20 protein-coding genes and 1 tRNA gene are annotated in these 16,722 nt (G+C 61.9%); 13 read left to right on the forward strand and 8 right to left on the reverse strand.

What is annotated here, in order from left to right:
- Positions 1-10: 10 nt before the first annotated feature.
- From AO692_RS29625 to AO692_RS29640, 4 genes are all read right to left on the reverse strand, one after another.
- Complete coding sequence (locus AO692_RS29625) at positions 11-595, reverse strand: hypothetical protein (protein ID WP_244483550.1); 585 nt, start codon at positions 593-595, stop codon at positions 11-13.
- Between the two features lie 9 nt (positions 596-604).
- Entirely contained in the window at positions 605-1,183 is a 579-nt protein-coding gene (locus tag AO692_RS29630; RefSeq protein ID WP_054313631.1) for a hypothetical protein, read from the reverse strand.
- Positions 1,180-1,761, reverse strand: a complete 582-nt coding sequence (locus tag AO692_RS29635; RefSeq protein ID WP_054313632.1) for a hypothetical protein — start codon at positions 1,759-1,761, stop codon at positions 1,180-1,182. The genes AO692_RS29630 and AO692_RS29635 overlap by 4 nt, the downstream gene beginning before the upstream one ends.
- A gap of 136 nt (positions 1,762-1,897) precedes the next feature.
- Complete coding sequence (locus AO692_RS29640; protein ID WP_054313633.1) at positions 1,898-2,140, reverse strand: hypothetical protein; 243 nt, start codon at positions 2,138-2,140, stop codon at positions 1,898-1,900.
- A gap of 92 nt (positions 2,141-2,232) precedes the next feature.
- Here AO692_RS29640 and AO692_RS29645 point away from each other — a divergent pair, with 92 nt between their 5' ends.
- Both AO692_RS29645 and AO692_RS29650 read left to right on the forward strand, forming a co-directional pair.
- The gene (locus tag AO692_RS29645; protein WP_054313634.1) at positions 2,233-3,633 is read left to right on the forward strand and encodes a lipopolysaccharide biosynthesis protein; all 1,401 of its coding nucleotides are present in this window, start codon (positions 2,233-2,235) and stop codon (positions 3,631-3,633) included.
- Positions 3,633-4,916, forward strand: coding sequence for a GNAT family N-acetyltransferase (locus tag AO692_RS29650; RefSeq protein ID WP_054313635.1), 1,284 nt, complete (start codon positions 3,633-3,635; stop codon positions 4,914-4,916). Before AO692_RS29645 ends, AO692_RS29650 begins: the two co-directional genes overlap by 1 nt.
- Before the next feature lie 636 nt (positions 4,917-5,552).
- On the opposite strand, the gene AO692_RS29655 is transcribed toward AO692_RS29650, so the two are convergent.
- Positions 5,553-5,637: transfer RNA gene (locus AO692_RS29655), tRNA-Leu, on the reverse strand.
- A gap of 197 nt (positions 5,638-5,834) precedes the next feature.
- On the opposite strand from AO692_RS29655, the gene AO692_RS29660 reads away from it, so the two are divergent.
- Positions 5,835-6,422 (forward strand): YqaA family protein, encoded by a 588-nt coding sequence (locus AO692_RS29660; protein ID WP_054313636.1) that lies wholly within the window; start codon positions 5,835-5,837, stop codon positions 6,420-6,422.
- A 31-nt stretch (positions 6,423-6,453) separates the two neighbouring features.
- A complete protein-coding gene (locus AO692_RS29665) occupies positions 6,454-6,969 on the forward strand; it encodes a disulfide bond formation protein B (protein ID WP_054313637.1) in 516 nt (171 codons plus the stop codon).
- Between the two features lie 80 nt (positions 6,970-7,049).
- On the opposite strand, the gene AO692_RS29670 is transcribed toward AO692_RS29665, so the two are convergent.
- Both AO692_RS29670 and AO692_RS29675 read right to left on the reverse strand, forming a co-directional pair.
- A complete protein-coding gene (locus AO692_RS29670; protein WP_054313638.1) occupies positions 7,050-7,607 on the reverse strand; it encodes an HNH endonuclease in 558 nt (185 codons plus the stop codon).
- A gap of 119 nt (positions 7,608-7,726) precedes the next feature.
- Positions 7,727-8,368, reverse strand: a complete 642-nt coding sequence (locus tag AO692_RS29675; protein ID WP_054313639.1) for a DNA-3-methyladenine glycosylase — start codon at positions 8,366-8,368, stop codon at positions 7,727-7,729.
- Positions 8,369-8,440: 72 nt separating this feature from the next.
- On the opposite strand from AO692_RS29675, the gene gluQRS reads away from it, so the two are divergent.
- Together gluQRS and AO692_RS29685 are read left to right on the forward strand one after the other, a co-directional pair.
- Positions 8,441-9,316, forward strand: coding sequence for a tRNA glutamyl-Q(34) synthetase GluQRS (gene gluQRS, locus AO692_RS29680; RefSeq protein WP_054313640.1), 876 nt, complete (start codon positions 8,441-8,443; stop codon positions 9,314-9,316).
- 206 nt (positions 9,317-9,522) lie between these two features.
- Positions 9,523-10,410 (forward strand): EamA family transporter, encoded by an 888-nt coding sequence (locus AO692_RS29685; RefSeq protein ID WP_054313641.1) that lies wholly within the window; start codon positions 9,523-9,525, stop codon positions 10,408-10,410.
- Here the strand turns inward: AO692_RS29685 and AO692_RS29690 are convergent.
- Entirely contained in the window at positions 10,380-11,231 is an 852-nt protein-coding gene (locus tag AO692_RS29690; RefSeq protein ID WP_054313642.1) for a YihY/virulence factor BrkB family protein, read from the reverse strand. The genes AO692_RS29685 and AO692_RS29690 overlap by 31 nt on opposite strands.
- A 56-nt stretch (positions 11,232-11,287) precedes the next feature.
- Between AO692_RS29690 and AO692_RS29695 the strand changes: the two genes are divergently transcribed.
- From AO692_RS29695 to AO692_RS29725, 7 genes are all read left to right on the forward strand, one after another.
- The gene (locus AO692_RS29695) at positions 11,288-12,154 is read left to right on the forward strand and encodes an SDR family oxidoreductase (protein WP_054313643.1); all 867 of its coding nucleotides are present in this window, start codon (positions 11,288-11,290) and stop codon (positions 12,152-12,154) included.
- Between the two features lie 16 nt (positions 12,155-12,170).
- Entirely contained in the window at positions 12,171-12,362 is a 192-nt protein-coding gene (locus AO692_RS29700; RefSeq protein ID WP_054313644.1) for a twin transmembrane helix small protein, read from the forward strand.
- 34 nt (positions 12,363-12,396) lie between these two features.
- A complete protein-coding gene (locus AO692_RS29705) occupies positions 12,397-12,978 on the forward strand; it encodes a cob(I)yrinic acid a,c-diamide adenosyltransferase (protein WP_054313645.1) in 582 nt (193 codons plus the stop codon).
- Between the two features lie 36 nt (positions 12,979-13,014).
- Positions 13,015-13,794, forward strand: coding sequence for a rhomboid family intramembrane serine protease (locus tag AO692_RS29710; protein WP_054313646.1), 780 nt, complete (start codon positions 13,015-13,017; stop codon positions 13,792-13,794).
- 223 nt (positions 13,795-14,017) lie between these two features.
- Positions 14,018-14,767 (forward strand): electron transfer flavoprotein subunit beta/FixA family protein, encoded by a 750-nt coding sequence (locus AO692_RS29715; protein WP_054313647.1) that lies wholly within the window; start codon positions 14,018-14,020, stop codon positions 14,765-14,767.
- Between the two features lie 17 nt (positions 14,768-14,784).
- Positions 14,785-15,714, forward strand: a complete 930-nt coding sequence (locus tag AO692_RS29720; RefSeq protein WP_054313648.1) for an electron transfer flavoprotein subunit alpha/FixB family protein — start codon at positions 14,785-14,787, stop codon at positions 15,712-15,714.
- Positions 15,715-15,825: 111 nt separating this feature from the next.
- The gene (locus tag AO692_RS29725) at positions 15,826-16,707 is read left to right on the forward strand and encodes a 3-hydroxybutyryl-CoA dehydrogenase (RefSeq protein ID WP_054313649.1); all 882 of its coding nucleotides are present in this window, start codon (positions 15,826-15,828) and stop codon (positions 16,705-16,707) included.
- The last annotated feature ends 15 nt before the right edge of the window (positions 16,708-16,722 follow it).

The raw sequence follows: 16,722 nt of genomic DNA on the forward strand, positions 1-16,722 counted from the left end.
ACTGCCACTCTCAATCCCGCGGTCGCTCGAACAACAGGAAGGTCGGGCGCTCACTGGCTACGCCAATAGCCGGCCGGATGGTTGCGGTGGCATCCTTGGGCACCAGAAAGGTTTCGCGTATCTTCAGCACATCACCGCTCCTGGCGCTGGAAAAGATCGCCGAAATGCAGGTCTTGGCGTCGTCCGTCTGCCTGAACGACACCGCTGCCGTCGGCAACCAGCGACGACCGGCGGCGTCGACGAGCATGACCTTGCAACCCAACCACAAAGTCTGCAGGTCAGTCTCGCCGACGGTCACGGTCAGGTCGACCAGCACCGGGACCACCTCAGGCGGAATATCGGCGCGCCCGAGAGCCGCGCGCAGATCGGTCAATTGCCAGTCACTGCCACCGAAACGTGCTTTGCTGCCCCAGGCGACCTCCTTCGCGAAAAAATCCCGGTTGCCCAGAAATTCCCTGACGCTGTCATACGACATCACCGCGAGCGCTGCAGGGATCAACACGATCAGCGCCAGCAGGCTGCGCAGCCACCAGCGCCTTTCGGCCGGGGTACGCTGGCCTCCTGTCTCATCAGTCCGCTGCGCCGCGATGCTCAAGGTCAGCCCTCAGAAAGTGTCGCCGAGTTCATAGGTTTCGGTCACGCCTTCCGGCAAACCGTTCGGTTGCGTCGCGACCGAACCGAGCGCGATACGCGCTTCCGAGTCGAGTGGCCCGGCCAATTTGCCGGATACGAGCAGCGTAGCCCCTGAGACCTGCGAGGGCAGGATTTCGAACACCAGCCTTGTCCTACCCGGTACACCGGGATCGAGAGCAATCGGCAAGGCGCCTGCAGCAGACGAGGCGCGTTCGCTTGTCCGATAATTGAGACGATCCGGTCCCTGCCAGGTCGCGGCCGCGACCATGGCCGATCGGTCTGCTGCATCGAGCCTGGCCGTCACGATGGCCCAGACCCCGCCCGAGGTCAGCAGGTTCTGCTTGCCGAACTGGTCGAATTTCAGCGTACGGGCAAAGACGACCTTGTCGACCGCGATATCGAATGTGCGTGTGAGGATCGTATCCTGGATCTTGCCGTAAACTGGAATGGGGGCCGTCAGATCTGCATAATGCGGCGTCGTTGTTTGCATGCCGTAGCAAAGAAATGCTGCGACCAATAAAACCGCGATGTTGGCCACCCGGCGCATCATGGCTTGGCATCCGGTGTGTCAGGCCCGGTGCCGACGGCCATGGCCACGGTGCCGATGACATGTTCATTGTACCAGCCGGGCGCGCCGTAGAGATTGTCGCGCTGCTTGTAGATTTCGCCATTCACCGCAAGCACGAAACGATCGGGTGGCGCCGCACCTGCCGGCAGACCCCAGACATAGGCCATGCGCTCCGGCAATCCAGGCTGCAGTGCCGGCGACATCGTCGAGTCGCGAACGAGTACGACAAAGGGTTTCTCGTCGGTGCCGCCTGTCGACTGGAAGGTCGTGAAATAGTTTTTGCTGGAGATCGCCGTGCGGTTTGTCATCTCAGCTTCGAAAACCAGGGCTTTCTCGCCGGCTTTCAGCGGCAAGCCATAGACACCCTTGTCGACCGTATAGGCGCGCAACGGCCTGACCACCCAGGGACCGGTCTCCACCGGCTGGCCTGGCTCAAGCACGACGGCCGGCTTCTGGATCGCATCGAACGCACCAAGAGCGCCACCCACCGCGAGCGCCGCGATGGTGCCGATACCACCAACGATCCATGCTTTGAGCTTTGAACGGACGCCGCCGAACATGAAGCTTTCCGAATCTTGCGCCCGCCACCCGCGCGGCAAACTAGTGTGGAAACGCTGTGATTGGAACCCTGGAGGCGACTCACCCGCATGCAGGCGCCATTCTCCTGACTATGCCTGCCAGCTCCGTGCTGACCCGCTAGTCCGCCCGCGAGTCCGATTGTGCGTCCGCCAATGCGATAAGGTTCTGCAATGCGGCGATCCCCAACCGGTTCAAATGCCTGCGGCCGAGCGCGATGTCGATGCGCATGGCGATCTCGTCGGCGTCCGCGCCTTTCAGATCGACCAGCCGCTCTATGCCGATCTCCTCCAGCCAGGCGATCATCCTGAGTCCGATCGAATGCGCCTTGAGCATCGCCTTGCGTTCGGTTTCGTCGATCATGCTGCCCCCGAACCGTTTTTTAAGCTGTCCCGCATAGATAGTTTGCCATGTCGGGGCCTGTTAAGGTCCAAGGCGAGGACTGGGAGTACCGCGTGCGCTTTTCCGCAGCCACGACTGCCGAGCGGCTTCTGCCGCAGCGCCTGGCGCTGCGTGCGCGGCCTTTGCTCGGCAAGCTTGATGCGGTTCTCTTTTCCCCCGACGAACGCGGCGAAGCCGGACGCATCTCGCTGATTGCCTTCGTCATCCGCGTCATCAGTGCCGTCATCGCCTTTGTCAGCCAGGTGTTGATGGCTCGCTGGATGGGGTCCTTCGAATACGGCATCCTCGTGCTGGTCTGGACGACGATGGTCATCGTCGGCAACCTGTCCTGCCTCGGCTTCCACACCTCGGTCATCCGCTTCATCCCCGAGTTCCGCGAGCACGGCAAGCTGGCCGAACTGCGCGGCATTCTGCTGGCCAGCCGGATCTTCGTTCTGGTTGCCTCGACCGTCATCGCACTGGTCGGCGTGGCGGGAGTCTGGTTGTTTTCCGGCTGGATCGAAAACTATTATGTGGTGCCGTTCATACTCGGCATCTTCTGCCTGCCGATGATTGCGATGTCCGATCTGCTTCAGGGCATCGCGCGGGCCAACTCCTGGGCACTTTCGGCCCTTACCCGCGTCTACATCGTCCGCCCGCTTGCTATCCTCGCCTGCATGGGGCTCGCACTGTTGATCGGCATGCCGGCGGACGCGAAGACTGCGCTGATTGCGTCGATCGTCGCCACTTATGCCACCACCATCATCCAGTTGATCGAAGTCACCGCACGTACCGACGCCCGGGTTCCTTCCGGCCCGACAACCATCCATCTGCGCGACTGGATCGCCATATCCCTGCCGATCTTCCTGGTGGAGAGTTTCTTTTTCCTGCTCACCAATGCCGACGTGCTCATGGTCGGTCTCTACCTCGAGCCGGATGATGTCGCCGTCTACTTTGCCACGGTGAAGACGCTGGCACTGGTGCACTTCGTCTATTTCGCGGTGAAGGCCGGCGTCGCGCAACGCTATGCCCACTATACCCATGGCGAAAGGGACAAGCTTGCCGCGTTTGCCCGCGAGACGGTTTCATGGACCTTCTGGCCTTCCCTGCTGATGGCCTTAGTGGTTCTACTTCTCGGCAAACCGATGCTGATCCTGTTCGGGCCGGAATTCACCGCAGGCTACCCGCTGCTGTTCCTGCTCGTCTGCGGTGTGGTTGCTCGTGCCGCCGTCGGTCCCTGCGAGAGCCTGCTCACCATGAGCGGCCACCAGAACATCTGCGCCGCCGTTTTCGCCTTGACGCTGGCCATCAACATCGCGCTCAATGTGGCGCTGATCCCGACCTTTCATCTTTGGGGCGCCGCGCTGGCCACTGCGATAGCCATGGTATTCGAAGCCGCCGCCCTGTCGTTCACGGTGTGGCGCAAGCTCGGTATCGCCATGGTTATCTTCGTTCCCGCCAGAGGAGCCGCCTGATGGCCGCTGTCCCACTGATCGAAGAAACAAGCGGCGGTCCGGCGGGGACCTTGATGACGGGTCTGGCCGGCGTCACGCCCAATGCCGCCGAACTCGCCGAGATCGAGTTGCTGGCCTCCAACCGGCCGGAACGAACGCTTGCCGTCTATCCAGCCTCAGCCGGCTTCGATCTGGTCGAGGAACTCGACTATCTGTGCAACCGCACTGTCGAACCCAATGTCTTCTTCAACCCCCGCTTCCTGGCGCCGGCGATGCCGCGCCTGGAAGACAAGGAAGTGCGGCTGGCTGTTATCCGCGACGGCAACGAACACCGTAGCCGACTGCGCCTTCTGGTGCCTTTCTCGGTGGAACGGCCAGGCATACCGCTAGCGGCTCCCATCATGCGCACCTGGGCAAGCCCGTTCGGGCCCGTCGGCACCCCCTTGACCGATCGGGACGACCCCATCGGCGTGATCGAGGATTTCTTCTCGATGCTGTCGCGCCCGCATCTGAAGCTGCCCAAGGTTTTTGCCTTGCCCGACATGCGCCTCGATGGCCCAATGGCCAGCCTGGTGCGGGCCCTTGCCGAAGCGCGCAACCTGCCGCTGGTGATCACGGGCGAAACGCAGCGCCCGTTCCTGCAAAGCAAACTCGATGGCGATGCCTACCTCAAGCAATCCTTGCGTTCACATCACTACCGCGAGTTCCGCCGCCTGAAACGCCGGCTCGGCGAGACCGGAAAACTAGAACATGAAGTGGCGCGTGGACCGGAAGAAATCCGCCAGGCCATCGAAAACTTCCTCACTCTGGAGGCATCCGGCTGGAAGGGACGCGAACGCACCGCGATGGCCATCGATCGCTTTCGCGCCGCCTTCGCACGCGAAGCGGTGCACCGTCTGGCCGAGCAGGACATGTGCCGCATCCATTCTCTGATATTGGACGGTCGCACCATCGCCAGCCTGATCGTCTTTGTCGAAGCCGGTCACGCCTATACGTGGAAGACCGCGTATGACGAGACGCTGGCTGCGTTTTCGCCAGGCACGCTGCTGATGATCGAGGTGACCAAGCAGCATCTCGACGATCCCAATATCGTCATGACCGATTCATGCGCTGTGCCCGACCATCCTGTGATGAGCCGTCTGTGGATGGAACGGAGGCCCGTCGGCACTTTCGTGATCGGCCTCACGCCCGATGCCGACAAGGCAACGAGACAGGCCGCGTCACAACTGCATCTTTATCGTGAAACCCGCAACTTCGCCCGCCTGTTGCGCAACAGGGTGAGAAACCTGTTCAGCCGCAATTGATTGCATCGCAGGCGGATTGGCTCGAGTTCCCCATCGACATCGTGATCTTCGCGCACCTGCCCGCAGCTTTCCGCGCAATTCGTACTTTAGTTCAATCTAAACTATTGATATATATTACTTTTTTAAACTTTCCGTTGTGCGGTTCTTTGAATGGGCTACAGTGGCCTTACGGTAGGGCGAAGGCACGTCGTGTTACCGTAGCCCGCTTGCCACACCCCCAACCCCCACCCAGGCAAGCGGGCTCGTTTCGGGGCGTCACGTCATCCGATAAAATCACCAATGTGAAGAACTTGGTACTTCGTAGCAGCGCAAATCGAACCCGAAGGGCTCGCAAGGGCGACCGCCCGTCGGCCGCAGGCCGCCCCATCGGAGCCGCGAGCGCAGCGAACTGGCATGAGATCAAGAAAATGGTGCCCTAACCAGCGCAAATCGAGCCCGAAGGGCTCGCAGGGGCGACCGCCCGTCGGCCGCAGGCCGCCCCATCGGAGCCGTGAGCGTAGCGAACTGGCATGAGATCAAGAATGGTGCCCTAACCAGCGCAAATCGAGCCCGAAGGGCTCACAAGGGCGACCGCCCGTCGGCCGCAGGCCGCCCCATCGGAGCCGTGAGCGTAGCGAACTGGCGTGAGATAAAAAATGGTGCCCCTAGCCGGGATCGAACCAGCACTCCTTGCGGAACTCGATTTTGAGTCGAGCGCGTCTACCAATTCCGCCATAGGGGCCCCGGACCGGGCGGTCCAGATGGGCGCGGACTATACGGTCACGACCCGGTTCGTCAACTGGCGCAACGCATCGGCGGGCTGAAATCTCGAGAAACTTCGGCCTCGGGCAGTGCGACCTTTCGCTTTCGTGAAGCCCCCGCCATTGTGTGGCCAAGAAATTCTTTCTAGAGCATGACGCTCACCAAGAAGGGGGCTGCATGCTTCGCGGACTTTATGACTGGACGCTGTCACTGGCGGCGCGGAAATCGGCCGAGTGGTGGCTGGCGTTCATCGCTTTCGTCGAGAGCTCGGTCTTCCTGGTGCCGGCAGACGTCCTTTACCTGCCGATGGCGCTCTCCCGCCCCGACCGCGCCTATCGATACGCGCTTGTCGCCACGATTGCCTCCGTACTCGGCGGTGTTGCCGGCTGGTTCATCGGCCACTACGCCTACGAAGCCGTGGCCAAGCCTGTGCTCGAGTTCTATGGCAAGTATGATGAGTTCGAGGCGCTGCGGCTGTCATCGGGGATCGGCTTCATCATCCTGATGCTGATCACTTCAGGGGCGGCGCACCTGCCGCCGATCAAGGTGGTCACGATCCTCTCCGGCGTCATCGGCGTCAATCTTCTGCTGTTCATCGTGCTCGCCATCGTGGCGCGCGGCGGCCGTTTCCTTCTGCTTGCGTGGTTGCTGCGCCGCTATGGCGAACCGATCCGTGACTTCATCGAGAAGCGGCTCGGCCTCCTGGCGGGAGCCGCAGCGGCCATCCTCATTCTGCTTTATTTCGCGGCCAAATACGCCCTTTAACCAGGCGCGCCGACAACAGGAGCGAAACCACATGTCCGATGCGACGACCTCCGCCAGCCGCGGTCCGATGCTCACAGCAGCATTCCTGACCGTGGCCATGGCAGCCACCGTCGGCTCGGCGCTCGCCTTCCAGTACATAGGCGGCTACATCCCCTGCAAGCTCTGCTACGAGCAGCGTATCCCCTACTATGTCGGCGCGCCGCTGATGTTGCTTGCGGCCCTTGCGGCGATCTTCAAGCTGCCCATCTGGATCACCCGCGCCCTTTTGATCGTCGGTGGCCTGCTCATGGTCTACGGCCTCTATCTCGGCGTCTTCCACTCCGGCGTCGAATGGGGCTGGTGGCCGGGACCGACCGATTGCACCAACGTCGCCGCTCCGGTCGACACCGGCGGCAACGGCGTGCTCGATGCGCTCGACAAGTTCGTGCCGCCATCCTGTGACAAAGCCGCGCTGCGCATCCTTGGACTGTCACTGGCCGGCTGGAATGCCATTGCCAGCCTGATCCTGGCGGCTGTTGCCTTCCGCGGAGCTTTCAAACGCGCCTGAGCAAGCGCGACCCGAGGGTCTGCAAGCAAAAGCCGCAGGCTTCCGGATAAAGATCAGGCGAAAGCAAAAGGCAGCGAGCCTTACGGCTCCAGTTCCACATCCCAGTAGAGATAATCCATCCAGCTCTCATGCAGATGGTTGGGCGGGAAGAGACGGCCGTTGTTGTGCAGATCGTGCACGGTCGGCTGATAGGGTTTCTGCAACGGCCACATCTTGGCCTGGGAGGGCATCATGCCGCCCTTGCGCAGATTACAGGGGGAGCAGGCGGCGACCACATTTTCCCACGTCGTCGCACCGCCGCGATGACGCGGGATGACGTGGTCGAAGGTGAGATCCTCCGGCGTCCCGCAATATTGGCACTGGAAGCGGTCGCGCAGGAACACGTTGAAACGCGTGAAGGCCGGATAGCGCGACGGCTTCACATAGGCCTTGAGGCTGACGACGGACGGCAGCTTCATGGAGAAATTCGGCGAGGAGACCGCATGCTCGTATTCGGCGACGATATTGACGCGGTCGAGGAACACCGCCTTGATCGCGTCCTGCCAGGACCAGAGCGAAAGCGGGTAATAGCTGAGCGGGCGATAGTCCGCATTCAGCACCAGTGCGGGAAGCCCATCCGGAGATACGGCAACCGTCACGTTGTTTGCCTCCTTGGTTCACGGCGCGGATACTGTAAGCCCGACATGACAGGGATGTGAAGCGGGAAGCCGTGCCGAACACCCCTCAAAAGAGCATGATTTTTAAGCTTTTTTGCGGCTTAGACCGGCGGAGCGGCGTCCCTGCCCTTCAATTCCCTGTAATAAGACCAGAAAAGTCGCGCCGCGACACCTCTCCAGGGCGTCCATGATTCGGCCAGCGCGATGAGTTTTTTCTCTGGCGGACGTGGGTCGATCGACAGCGCATGGCCGACCGCGCTTTGCAACGCCACATCGCGCGCCGGGAATACATCCGGGTGCCCGGCGGCAAAGAGCAGGTAGCACTCTGCCGTCCACGGACCGATGCCTGGAACCGCCGTGAGCCTGGCGATTGCCTCGCCGGCTTCCAACGAACACAGGTGATGCAGGTCGAGCCCATCCATCACCGCCCCCGAGACGGCGAGCAGTCCGCGTTGCTTGGGCCGTGACAGTCCTGCCTCGCGAAAAACGTCCTCGCCTGCGCCCAGAATGGCCTCAGCCGTCAATGGATCCAGCAACTTGGTCAGTCGTCCGAAAATAGCGTCGGCACTGGCTCGCGACACTTGTTGCGACACGATGATCGAAGCGAGACTGGCAAAGCCCGGCTCCGAAAGCCGCAGCGGCACTTCGCCGGCAAAGGCACGCACCGTCTCCAGGCGCGGATCGATGCCGCACAAGGCATCGAGGCCCATGGCGATGTCGTTGAGAGAGGTGATGCGCTGCATGTTCCTTGTCCGCGAAAGGCCGGCAAGGTAGCAATCCGGCTAACGCTTGCAAAACCCGATTGCCGCCGACCGATGACACTCCTGACATTTCGTTTCGCGCCCAGCCCGAATGGCGACCTGCACCTTGGTCATGCCTATTCGGCGCTGCTCAACCGGCAACTCGCGAATGACGTTGGCGCACGCCTGCTGCTGCGCATCGAGGACATCGACTCCACGCGCTGCACGCCGGAATTCGAGGCGGGCATCTATCGTGACCTCGAGTGGCTGGGCGTGCGCTGGGAAGAAGCCGTGCGACGGCAGTCGGAACATTTTGCCGAATACCAAGTGGCGCTCGACAGACTGATCGCCGAAGAACTCGTCTATCCTGCATTCATGAGCCGCGGCGACATCCGCGCCTTCATCAGCGAACGCGAACGACGCGGGCGCGACTGGCCCCGCGACCCGGATGGCGCGCCGCTCTATCCAGCGATCGACAAAGCTCTGTCCCGGGCGCAGCGCAAGGCGCGCATTGCCGAAGGAGTGCCCTTCGCCTGGCGGCTCGATAGCGCGGCCGCCCTGTCGCGCCTCGATCGCGATCTGGTCTGGACCGAATTCGAGGATACGGGCCTGTCGGCGACACGCCATGTCCAGGCCCGGCCGCAAGACTGGGGAGACATCGTTCTGGCGCGCCGCGATATTCCGACCAGCTACCACCTTTCCGTCGTGCTGGACGATGCCTTGCAAGGCATAACCCATGTCGTGCGCGGCATGGACCTGTTCCATGCAACGGCTGTGCAAAGGCTGCTTCAGCAACTGCTCGGCCTGCCGCAACCGGCCTATTTCCACCACGGGCTGATCCTGGGCCCAGATGGGCGCAAACTCTCGAAGAGCCTGAAGGATACGGGTCTGGCCGCGCTGCGTTCTGCCGGCGCGACGCCCGAAGACATCCGCCGTATGGTTGGCCTATAGGGCTGTCTCGGCAGCAGCTTCAATTCCCGTTACTTTAAAAGTAAGCGGTTTTGGCTTTGTCCGGTCGAATTGCCGGGCTAGAGCAATTCCAGGAAAAGTGCGCAGCGGTTTTCCGTCCGGAATTGCGTAAAAATAAAGAGTTAGAGCGTTTCCGAAAACGGAAACGCTCTACGCGGCACATTCTCCATCGGAAAGCGGTTTCATCCATGCACGAATTCAAGCGGTTCATTCCCGCAACCTTCGTCGTGCTGTGGGCAACCGGCTTCATCGGCGCCCGTTATGCCATGCCATGGGCGGAGCCGTTCACTTTTCTGGCGATACGTTTTGCCATCGCCGCGGTGCTGTTCGCAGTCCTGGTCGTGCTTCTCAAGGCACGTTGGCCAAGCCGCACGCAGGCGCAGCACGCCATCATTGCCGGCGTCCTTATGCACGGCATCTATCTCGGTGCGGTCTTCTGGGCGATCCATCGCGGGTTGCCTGCCGGAATCTCGGCGTTGATCGTCGGGCTTCAGCCACTGATCACCGCGGTCATGGCCGGCAAGTTGCTCGGCGAAGAAATACAGCCCCGGCATTGGGCCGGCCTGGCAATCGGCTTCGTCGGCGTCATCATCGTCTTGTGGCCGAAGCTCGGCGCACTGGGCGGCGGTGTCACGCCGGCCACGCTCACAGCTTGTGTGATCTCCGTCATTGCCATGAGCGCTGGCACCGTCTGGCAGAAGCGTTTCGGATCATCCGGCAACCTCGTCGCCTCGACCTTCTGGCAGTATGTCGGCGGCACCGTCGTGATGGTGATTGCCAGTTTCACCCTCGAAACCCGCGTCTTCACCGTCAACAGCGACTTCATCTTCGCCATGGCCTGGCTGGTGCTGGTGCTCTCGGTCGGCGCCATCTTCCTGCTGATGGTGATGATCCGCGAAGGGGCGATGTCGAAGGTGGCTTCGCTGTTCTATCTGGTTCCGGCGGTCACGGCCGTGATGGCCTGGATCCTGTTCGGCGAACATCTGAACCTGGTCCAGATCGCCGGCATGGCCATCACCACTTTCGGCGTTGGCCTGGCCACGGCTCAGCCGACCCGTGCGCGCGCCTCGGCATAGCGGCTGATGGCGGCATTGAGTTCTCCGCCCAGAATGAAGATCACCGAGACAATGTAAAGGAAGACCACGGCGATCATGATCGAGGCGAGGCCGGCATAGGTCGTCACGTAGGACGAGAAATGGTCGAGATAAGAAGCGAAGATGGTCGACCCGACCACCCAGCCGACCAGCGTGAAGCCGATCCCCGGCAGGATCGAGACAATGCTGCGTCGCCCCATCGGCAGCCAGATGTGCACGGCGAAAAGCGCGAACACGATGACCGTCGAAGCGATGACGAAGCGCCATAGCGTGATGGTGCCCATATAAGGGCCGATCCAATGGAAATGCGCTTCCGCCAGACGCGCGATCAGCGGCGCGAAAACCAGCAAAAGACTGATGGCCAGAAAGCCCACGGCAGCGATCAGCACGAAGACGATGCTCTGCGTGCGACGAAAGAAGATCGAACGTGTCTCCGTCATGCGGTAGGCCCGGTTCAAGGAAGTCCGCACCGCCTCGATACCGTTGGAGGCGAAGAACCCGGCAAGCAGCACGCCGTAAGTGAGAAGGTCCGTTCGCCGGACCGTCAGCACGTTGATGACCTCCCGCGCGATCGGCTTGGCAATCTGCTCCGGCCAGGTGTCGAACAGCAGCGGCACGATCGTCTCGACGAAAGCTTGCGCGCCAAGGAAACTCGCCAGCGAGGTGGCGAAGATCAGAAACGGAAACAGCGCCATCAGCGAGGTGATCGCCAGATGACTGGCCATCGCCCAACCGTCGTCATTGTTGAAATGACCGGCCGCATCGTAGAGCACGCGGCGGAAGGCGACGATGGTGCGCAGCAACGATGCTGTTCCTCCAGTTGTTTCCAGGCGGCGAATATGGGAAGTGATTGCGGCAAATGGCAAGCCTCGCCGCATCTTCCGGTACTTCATCCCAAGCGCCCCGCACGATCATCGTCACCGGTGCCTCTTCGGGCATTGGCGCCCATTGCGCACGGGCGCTGAAGGCAGACGGCTGGCGGGTGTTCGCCACGGCCCGCAAGCCCGAGGACATTGCAACGCTGGAAGCCGATGGCATCGAAGCGTTCTATCTCGACTATCGCGAGCCGGATTCGATCAAGGCTCTGGTCGAAACCGTGCTAGAACGCACCGGCGGCCGGCTCGATGCGCTCTACAACAATGGCGCTTACGCTCAGCCCGGTGCGGTTGAGGACCTGCCCGTCGAAGCGCTGCGTGAACAATTCGAAGCCAATCTGTTCGGCTGGCATGATCTTACCCGCCGGATCGTACCTGTGATGCGCGCCCAGGGTCATGGCCGTGTCGTCCACTGCTCGTCGATCCTTGGCCTTACGCCGGTGCCGTTTCGCGGGGCCTATGCCGCATCCAAACACGCGCTGGAAGGGTTGATGCTGTGTCTGCGTCAGGAGCTCGCTGGCAGCGGCGTCCACGTCTCGCTGATCGAACCCGGGCCAATCGCCTCGAAATTCGCGAGTAATGGCCTGCCCTGGTTCCTCAAGCACATCGATCACGAAAATTCGGTGCATCGCACCGCCTATCGCGCGCAATTGCAGCGGCTTGAGCAGGGCGGAATCCGCTCGCCCTACAAGCTCGGACCGGAAGCCGTCTACAAAGTGCTGACCCATGCGCTTCTGTCGCAACGCCCCCGGCCGCACTATGTGGTAACGATGCCAGCCAGAATCGGGGTAGCGCTGAAACGTCTGTTGCCAGCTTCCATGCTCTACCGCATCCTCGCCAAGCGCGCTTGAACGGAACGGAATCGCCATGGGCACTGTTTTCAACATCCTCGCCATCGTCGTGATGGTGGCCGTGGTCGCGGTGCTCATCCGCGGCCTCATCAACATGATGCGCGGCGGCTCGGGGGTGACATCGAACAAGCTCATGCAGGCACGCGTGCTGCTGCAGTTCCTGGCGCTGGTCCTGATCATGCTTGCGGTCTATTTCACGCGCAAATAGCCCGAGCAGGTTTGCGGCCGAGCGGGAGGATGCATTGGTCAAACTCAACAAGATCTACACCCGCACCGGCGATACCGGCACCACGGGACTTGGTACCGGCGCAAGACGCCTGAAGTCCGATCTGCGCATCGAGGCCTGCGGCACGGTGGACGAGGCCAATGCCTGCATTGGCATGGCACGCCTGCATACGGCTACCGCCCACCCTTCGATCGACATGATGCTTGGCCGAATCCAGAACGATCTTTTTGACCTCGGCGCCGACCTTTCCGTACCGGATGATGGCAAGCCGCTGGAATACGAGCCGCTGCGCATCGTCGCCTCGCAAGTCGAACGTGTCGAGAAAGACATCGACCTGCTCAACAAGGACCTGCAGCCGCTGAGATCTTTCATCCTCAACGGAGGCACCCCGGCCGCTGCCGCTCTTCATCTCGCCCGAACGGTCACCCGCCGCGCCGAACGTGTGATGGTGGCACTGGCGCAGAATCCCGACGAGCAGGTCGGCGCAGAGGCGCTCAAATACGTCAACCGCCTGTCGGACTTCCTGTTCGTGGCCGCACGCACGGTCAATGACAATGGAAAGTCCGACGTGCTATGGGTGCCGGGTAAGAACCGCTGATTTGGCATCAGTGGACAACGGGCGGAAGCCAGCCGCATGTTCATTCCGCTTTACGATTCTAACCATCTGCGCCGCATCCGCTACGCCTACGTCAACATCGGGTTGATCCTTTTCAACGTCGCGATCTATCTGGTCACGCGCGTCGGCGGTGACGACTACGCCGCAGGTGCCACACTCAGCTATGGTTTCATCCCCTCCGTCGTCCACGACATTGCGGAACTGTCGCCGCAATTCATCGTCATTCCCGAACAGCTGAGTTACCTCACCTATTCCTTCCTCCATGCCGATATCTTCCATCTCGGCGGCAACATGCTGTTCCTATGGGTGTTCGGCGACAACGTCGAGGATGCGCTCGGTCACGTCCGCTATCTGATCTTCTATCTCGCCAGTGCCGCCGGCGGCGCCTTTTTCCACGGCTGGGTGGCTCCTGGCTCCGAGCAGCCGCTGATCGGTGCATCAGGGGCCATAGCTGGCGTGGTGGCCGCCTATCTGATCCTCTACCCGCGCGTGAAGGTGTGGGTGCTGGCCTTTGCCCGCATTCCGCTCAGACTGCCGGCCTATATCGTCCTGATCCTGTGGGTGCTCTTGCAGTTCGTCATGTTCGCGATGGGCGGCGAGGAGCAGATATCCTGGGCTTGCCATATCGGCGGCATCGTGACCGGCGCCCTCCTCGTCCTGGTGCTGCGCAGCCGCGGCGTCCCCCTGTTGGAAAACGAGGAAGAAACAGTTCCGGCAGTGGTGCCCGCCGAAACGGCGCCGCCGCCCGTCCCTGCCCCTGCGGAAGAGAAGCCGGCATCACGCTGGGGCCGGCAATAGCTGCAGCTTTCAACCGATTTGGACCTTTTGCCGATATTGACGCGGATGGCGCCCGCAACTACGGTCCGCGCGCCTGCGGCAGCCCTGTCAGCCACCGTCCAGGCGGCCGAAGCTTGGCGGGCGAATTTGAGAAATTGCGTCCGAAATGTCGGCATTCGACAACCCTGAGCGGGCCGGTACTGTTATAGCGCCCCCCGAATGCATCTTGAGAGGTGAGAGACAGATGAAAGTCCTGGTGCCCGTTAAGCGGGTTGTCGATGCGAATGTTAAGGTTCGCGTGAAAGCGGACGGCTCGGGCGTGGAACTCGCCAATGTGAAGATGGCGATGAACCCGTTTGACGAGATCGCGGTCGAAGAGGCGATCCGGCTGAAGGAAGCGGGCAAGGTCGAGGAGATCGTCGTGGTCTCGATCGGGCCGGCGCAGGCGCAGGAAACGCTCCGCACCGCTCTCGCCATGGGCGCCGACCGCGCCATCCTGGTCAAGGCCGACGAAGCCGTCGAGCCGCTGGGCGTCGCCAAGGTGCTGAAGGGCGTGGTCGACGCCGAACAGCCCGGCCTCGTCATTCTCGGCAAGCAGGCCATCGACGACGATTCCAACCAGACCGGCCAGATGCTGGCAGCGCTCCTGGGCTGGTCGCAGGGCACTTTCGCCTCGAAAGTGGAACTGGCCGGCGACAAGGCAAAGATCACCCGCGAAGTCGACGGCGGTCTGCAGACGGTCGAACTCAAGATGCCGACCATCGTGACGGCGGACCTGCGTCTGAACCAGCCGCGCTACGCCTCGCTGCCCAACATCATGAAGGCCAAGAAGAAGCCGCTCGACGAAAAGACCGCGGCTGATTTCGGCGCCGACATCAAGCCGCGCCTCAAGGTCGTCAAGACCGAGGAACCGGGCGGCCGCAAGGCGGGCGTCAAGGTCAAGACGGTGGCCGAGCTGGTCGACAAGCTCAAGAACGAAGCCGGCGTGCTTTAAGCGAAGGGATCAACACCATGGCAATCCTCCTCATCGCCGAACACGACAACGCCTCGCTGTCCGACCAGACCGCCAAGGCCCTGTCGGCGGCCCTCAAGATCGGCTCCGACGTCGACGTGCTGGTTGCCGGCAAGGGCGCCAAGGCAGCCGCCGATGCCGCCGCCAAGCTGAAGGGCGTGCGCAAGGTGCTTCTGGCAGAAGCCGACGAACTGGCCGAGCGTCTCGCCGAGCCGACCGCTGCCCTGGTCGTCTCGCTGGCCGGCAACTACGACACCATCGTCGCCGCGGCCACTTCGACCGGCAAGAACGTCTCGCCGCGCGTGGCAGCCCTGCTCGACACGGCCCAGGTCTCGGAGATCATCGAGGTGGTGTCGGCCGACACCTTCAAGCGTCCGATCTATGCCGGCAACGCCATCCAGACGGTGCAGGCGAGCGACGCCAAGAAGGTGATCACCGTGCGCACCGCCTCCTTCCAGGCAGCCCCGGAAGGTGGCTCGGCCTCGGTCGAGACGGTCTCGGCTGCAGCCAACCCCGGCCTTTCGACCTTCGTCGAGAACAAGCTGTCGGAAAGCGATCGTCCGGAATTGACGTCGGCCAAGATCATCATCTCGGGCGGCCGCGCACTGGGCTCGGCGGAGAAGTTCCAGGAAGTGATCCTTCCCGTGGCCGACAAGCTGGGTGCCGCGGTCGGTGCAAGCCGCGCGGCGGTCGATGCCGGCTATGCCCCCAACGACTGGCAGGTCGGCCAGACCGGCAAGGTGGTGGCACCCGACCTCTACATCGCCTGCGGCATCTCCGGTGCCATCCAGCATCTGGCCGGCATGAAGGACTCCAAGGTCATCGTCGCCATCAACAAGGACGAGGAAGCGCCGATCTTCCAGGTCGCCGACTACGGCATCGTCGGGGATCTCTTCCAGGTCCTCCCGGAACTCCAAAAGGCGCTTTGACGCTCTTTCAGGATCGGTATTAAATGTGATGGCCGGGGTAGACGAAACCTACCCCGGCCATTTAGTTTGCATTGCACAAAATCAAGAAGAAGCATTGGCGGGATAAAAAGAATGACCGGCAAGATCGAAACGATTGGCATCATCGGCGCAGGCCAGATGGGCGGCGGCATCGCCCATGTCTCGGCATTGGCTGGCTACAACGTCTTGCTTTACGATGTCTCCGTTGACCGCATCGAAAAGGGCATTGCCACAATCAGCGGCAACCTGGCCCGCCAGGTCGCCTCCGGCAAGCTGGACGAGAAAGAGCGCAAGGATGCCGTTTCCCGCATCGGCTCCGCAGCAGCCATGGCGGATCTTGCCGCCGCAGACCTCGTTATCGAGGCTGCCACGGAAGATGAGACGGTCAAGCGCAAGATCTACGCGCAGCTCTGCCCGCAACTCAACCCGACGGCCGTGCTTGCCACCAACACGTCCTCGATCTCGATCACCCGTCTTGCCGCCCAGACTGATCGGCCGGAGCGGTTCATCGGCATTCATTTCATGAATCCTGTGCCGGTCATGAAACTGGTCGAACTGGTGCGCGGTATCGCCACCGAGGATCAGACCTTCGAGCTGGCCAAGGCCTATGTGAAGCAGCTCGACAAGACGATCACCGTCTCCGAGGATTTCCCTGCCTTCATCGTCAATCGCATCCTGTTGCCGATGATCAACGAGGCCATCTATACGCTCTATGAAGGCGTCGGCACGGTCGAAGCCATCGATACAGCCATGAAGCTTGGCGCCAACCATCCGATGGGACCGCTGCAGCTTGCCGATTTCATCGGTCTCGACACCTGTCTTTCGATCATGCAGGTGCTGCATGAAGGCCTGTCGGACTCCAAATACCGCCCCTGCCCGCTGTTGGTGAAATATGTCGAGGCCGGCTGGCTCGGTCGCAAGTCCGGTCGCGGCTTCTACGACTATCGCGGCGAACATCCCGTGCCGACGCGCTGACGCGGACGAGCGGAA

The organism is Mesorhizobium sp. 1M-11 (genome assembly GCF_001303895.1).
Lineage (GTDB): Bacteria > Pseudomonadota > Alphaproteobacteria > Rhizobiales > Rhizobiaceae > Mesorhizobium.

What these genes read in the sequence shown, in the direction of transcription:
- AO692_RS29660 (WP_054313636.1), top strand. Translation starts at nt 5,835, where the DNA reads ATGCTTCGCGGACTTTATGACTGGACGCTGTCACTGGCGGCGCGGAAA.
- AO692_RS29665 (WP_054313637.1), top strand. Translation starts at nt 6,454, where the DNA reads ATGTCCGATGCGACGACCTCCGCCAGCCGCGGTCCGATGCTCACAGCA.
- gluQRS (WP_054313640.1), top strand. Translation starts at nt 8,441, where the DNA reads ATGACACTCCTGACATTTCGTTTCGCGCCCAGCCCGAATGGCGACCTG.
- AO692_RS29640 (WP_054313633.1), bottom strand. Translation starts at nt 2,140, where the DNA reads ATGATCGACGAAACCGAACGCAAGGCGATGCTCAAGGCGCATTCGATC.
- AO692_RS29685 (WP_054313641.1), top strand. Translation starts at nt 9,523, where the DNA reads ATGCACGAATTCAAGCGGTTCATTCCCGCAACCTTCGTCGTGCTGTGG.
- AO692_RS29635 (WP_054313632.1), bottom strand. Translation starts at nt 1,761, where the DNA reads ATGTTCGGCGGCGTCCGTTCAAAGCTCAAAGCATGGATCGTTGGTGGT.
- AO692_RS29700 (WP_054313644.1), top strand. Translation starts at nt 12,171, where the DNA reads ATGGGCACTGTTTTCAACATCCTCGCCATCGTCGTGATGGTGGCCGTG.
- AO692_RS29725 (WP_054313649.1), top strand. Translation starts at nt 15,826, where the DNA reads ATGACCGGCAAGATCGAAACGATTGGCATCATCGGCGCAGGCCAGATG.
- AO692_RS29675 (WP_054313639.1), bottom strand. Translation starts at nt 8,368, where the DNA reads ATGCAGCGCATCACCTCTCTCAACGACATCGCCATGGGCCTCGATGCC.
- AO692_RS29715 (WP_054313647.1), top strand. Translation starts at nt 14,018, where the DNA reads ATGAAAGTCCTGGTGCCCGTTAAGCGGGTTGTCGATGCGAATGTTAAG.
- AO692_RS29630 (WP_054313631.1), bottom strand. Translation starts at nt 1,183, where the DNA reads ATGATGCGCCGGGTGGCCAACATCGCGGTTTTATTGGTCGCAGCATTT.
- AO692_RS29720 (WP_054313648.1), top strand. Translation starts at nt 14,785, where the DNA reads ATGGCAATCCTCCTCATCGCCGAACACGACAACGCCTCGCTGTCCGAC.
- AO692_RS29710 (WP_054313646.1), top strand. Translation starts at nt 13,015, where the DNA reads ATGTTCATTCCGCTTTACGATTCTAACCATCTGCGCCGCATCCGCTAC.
- AO692_RS29650 (WP_054313635.1), top strand. Translation starts at nt 3,633, where the DNA reads ATGGCCGCTGTCCCACTGATCGAAGAAACAAGCGGCGGTCCGGCGGGG.
- AO692_RS29695 (WP_054313643.1), top strand. Translation starts at nt 11,288, where the DNA reads ATGGCAAGCCTCGCCGCATCTTCCGGTACTTCATCCCAAGCGCCCCGC.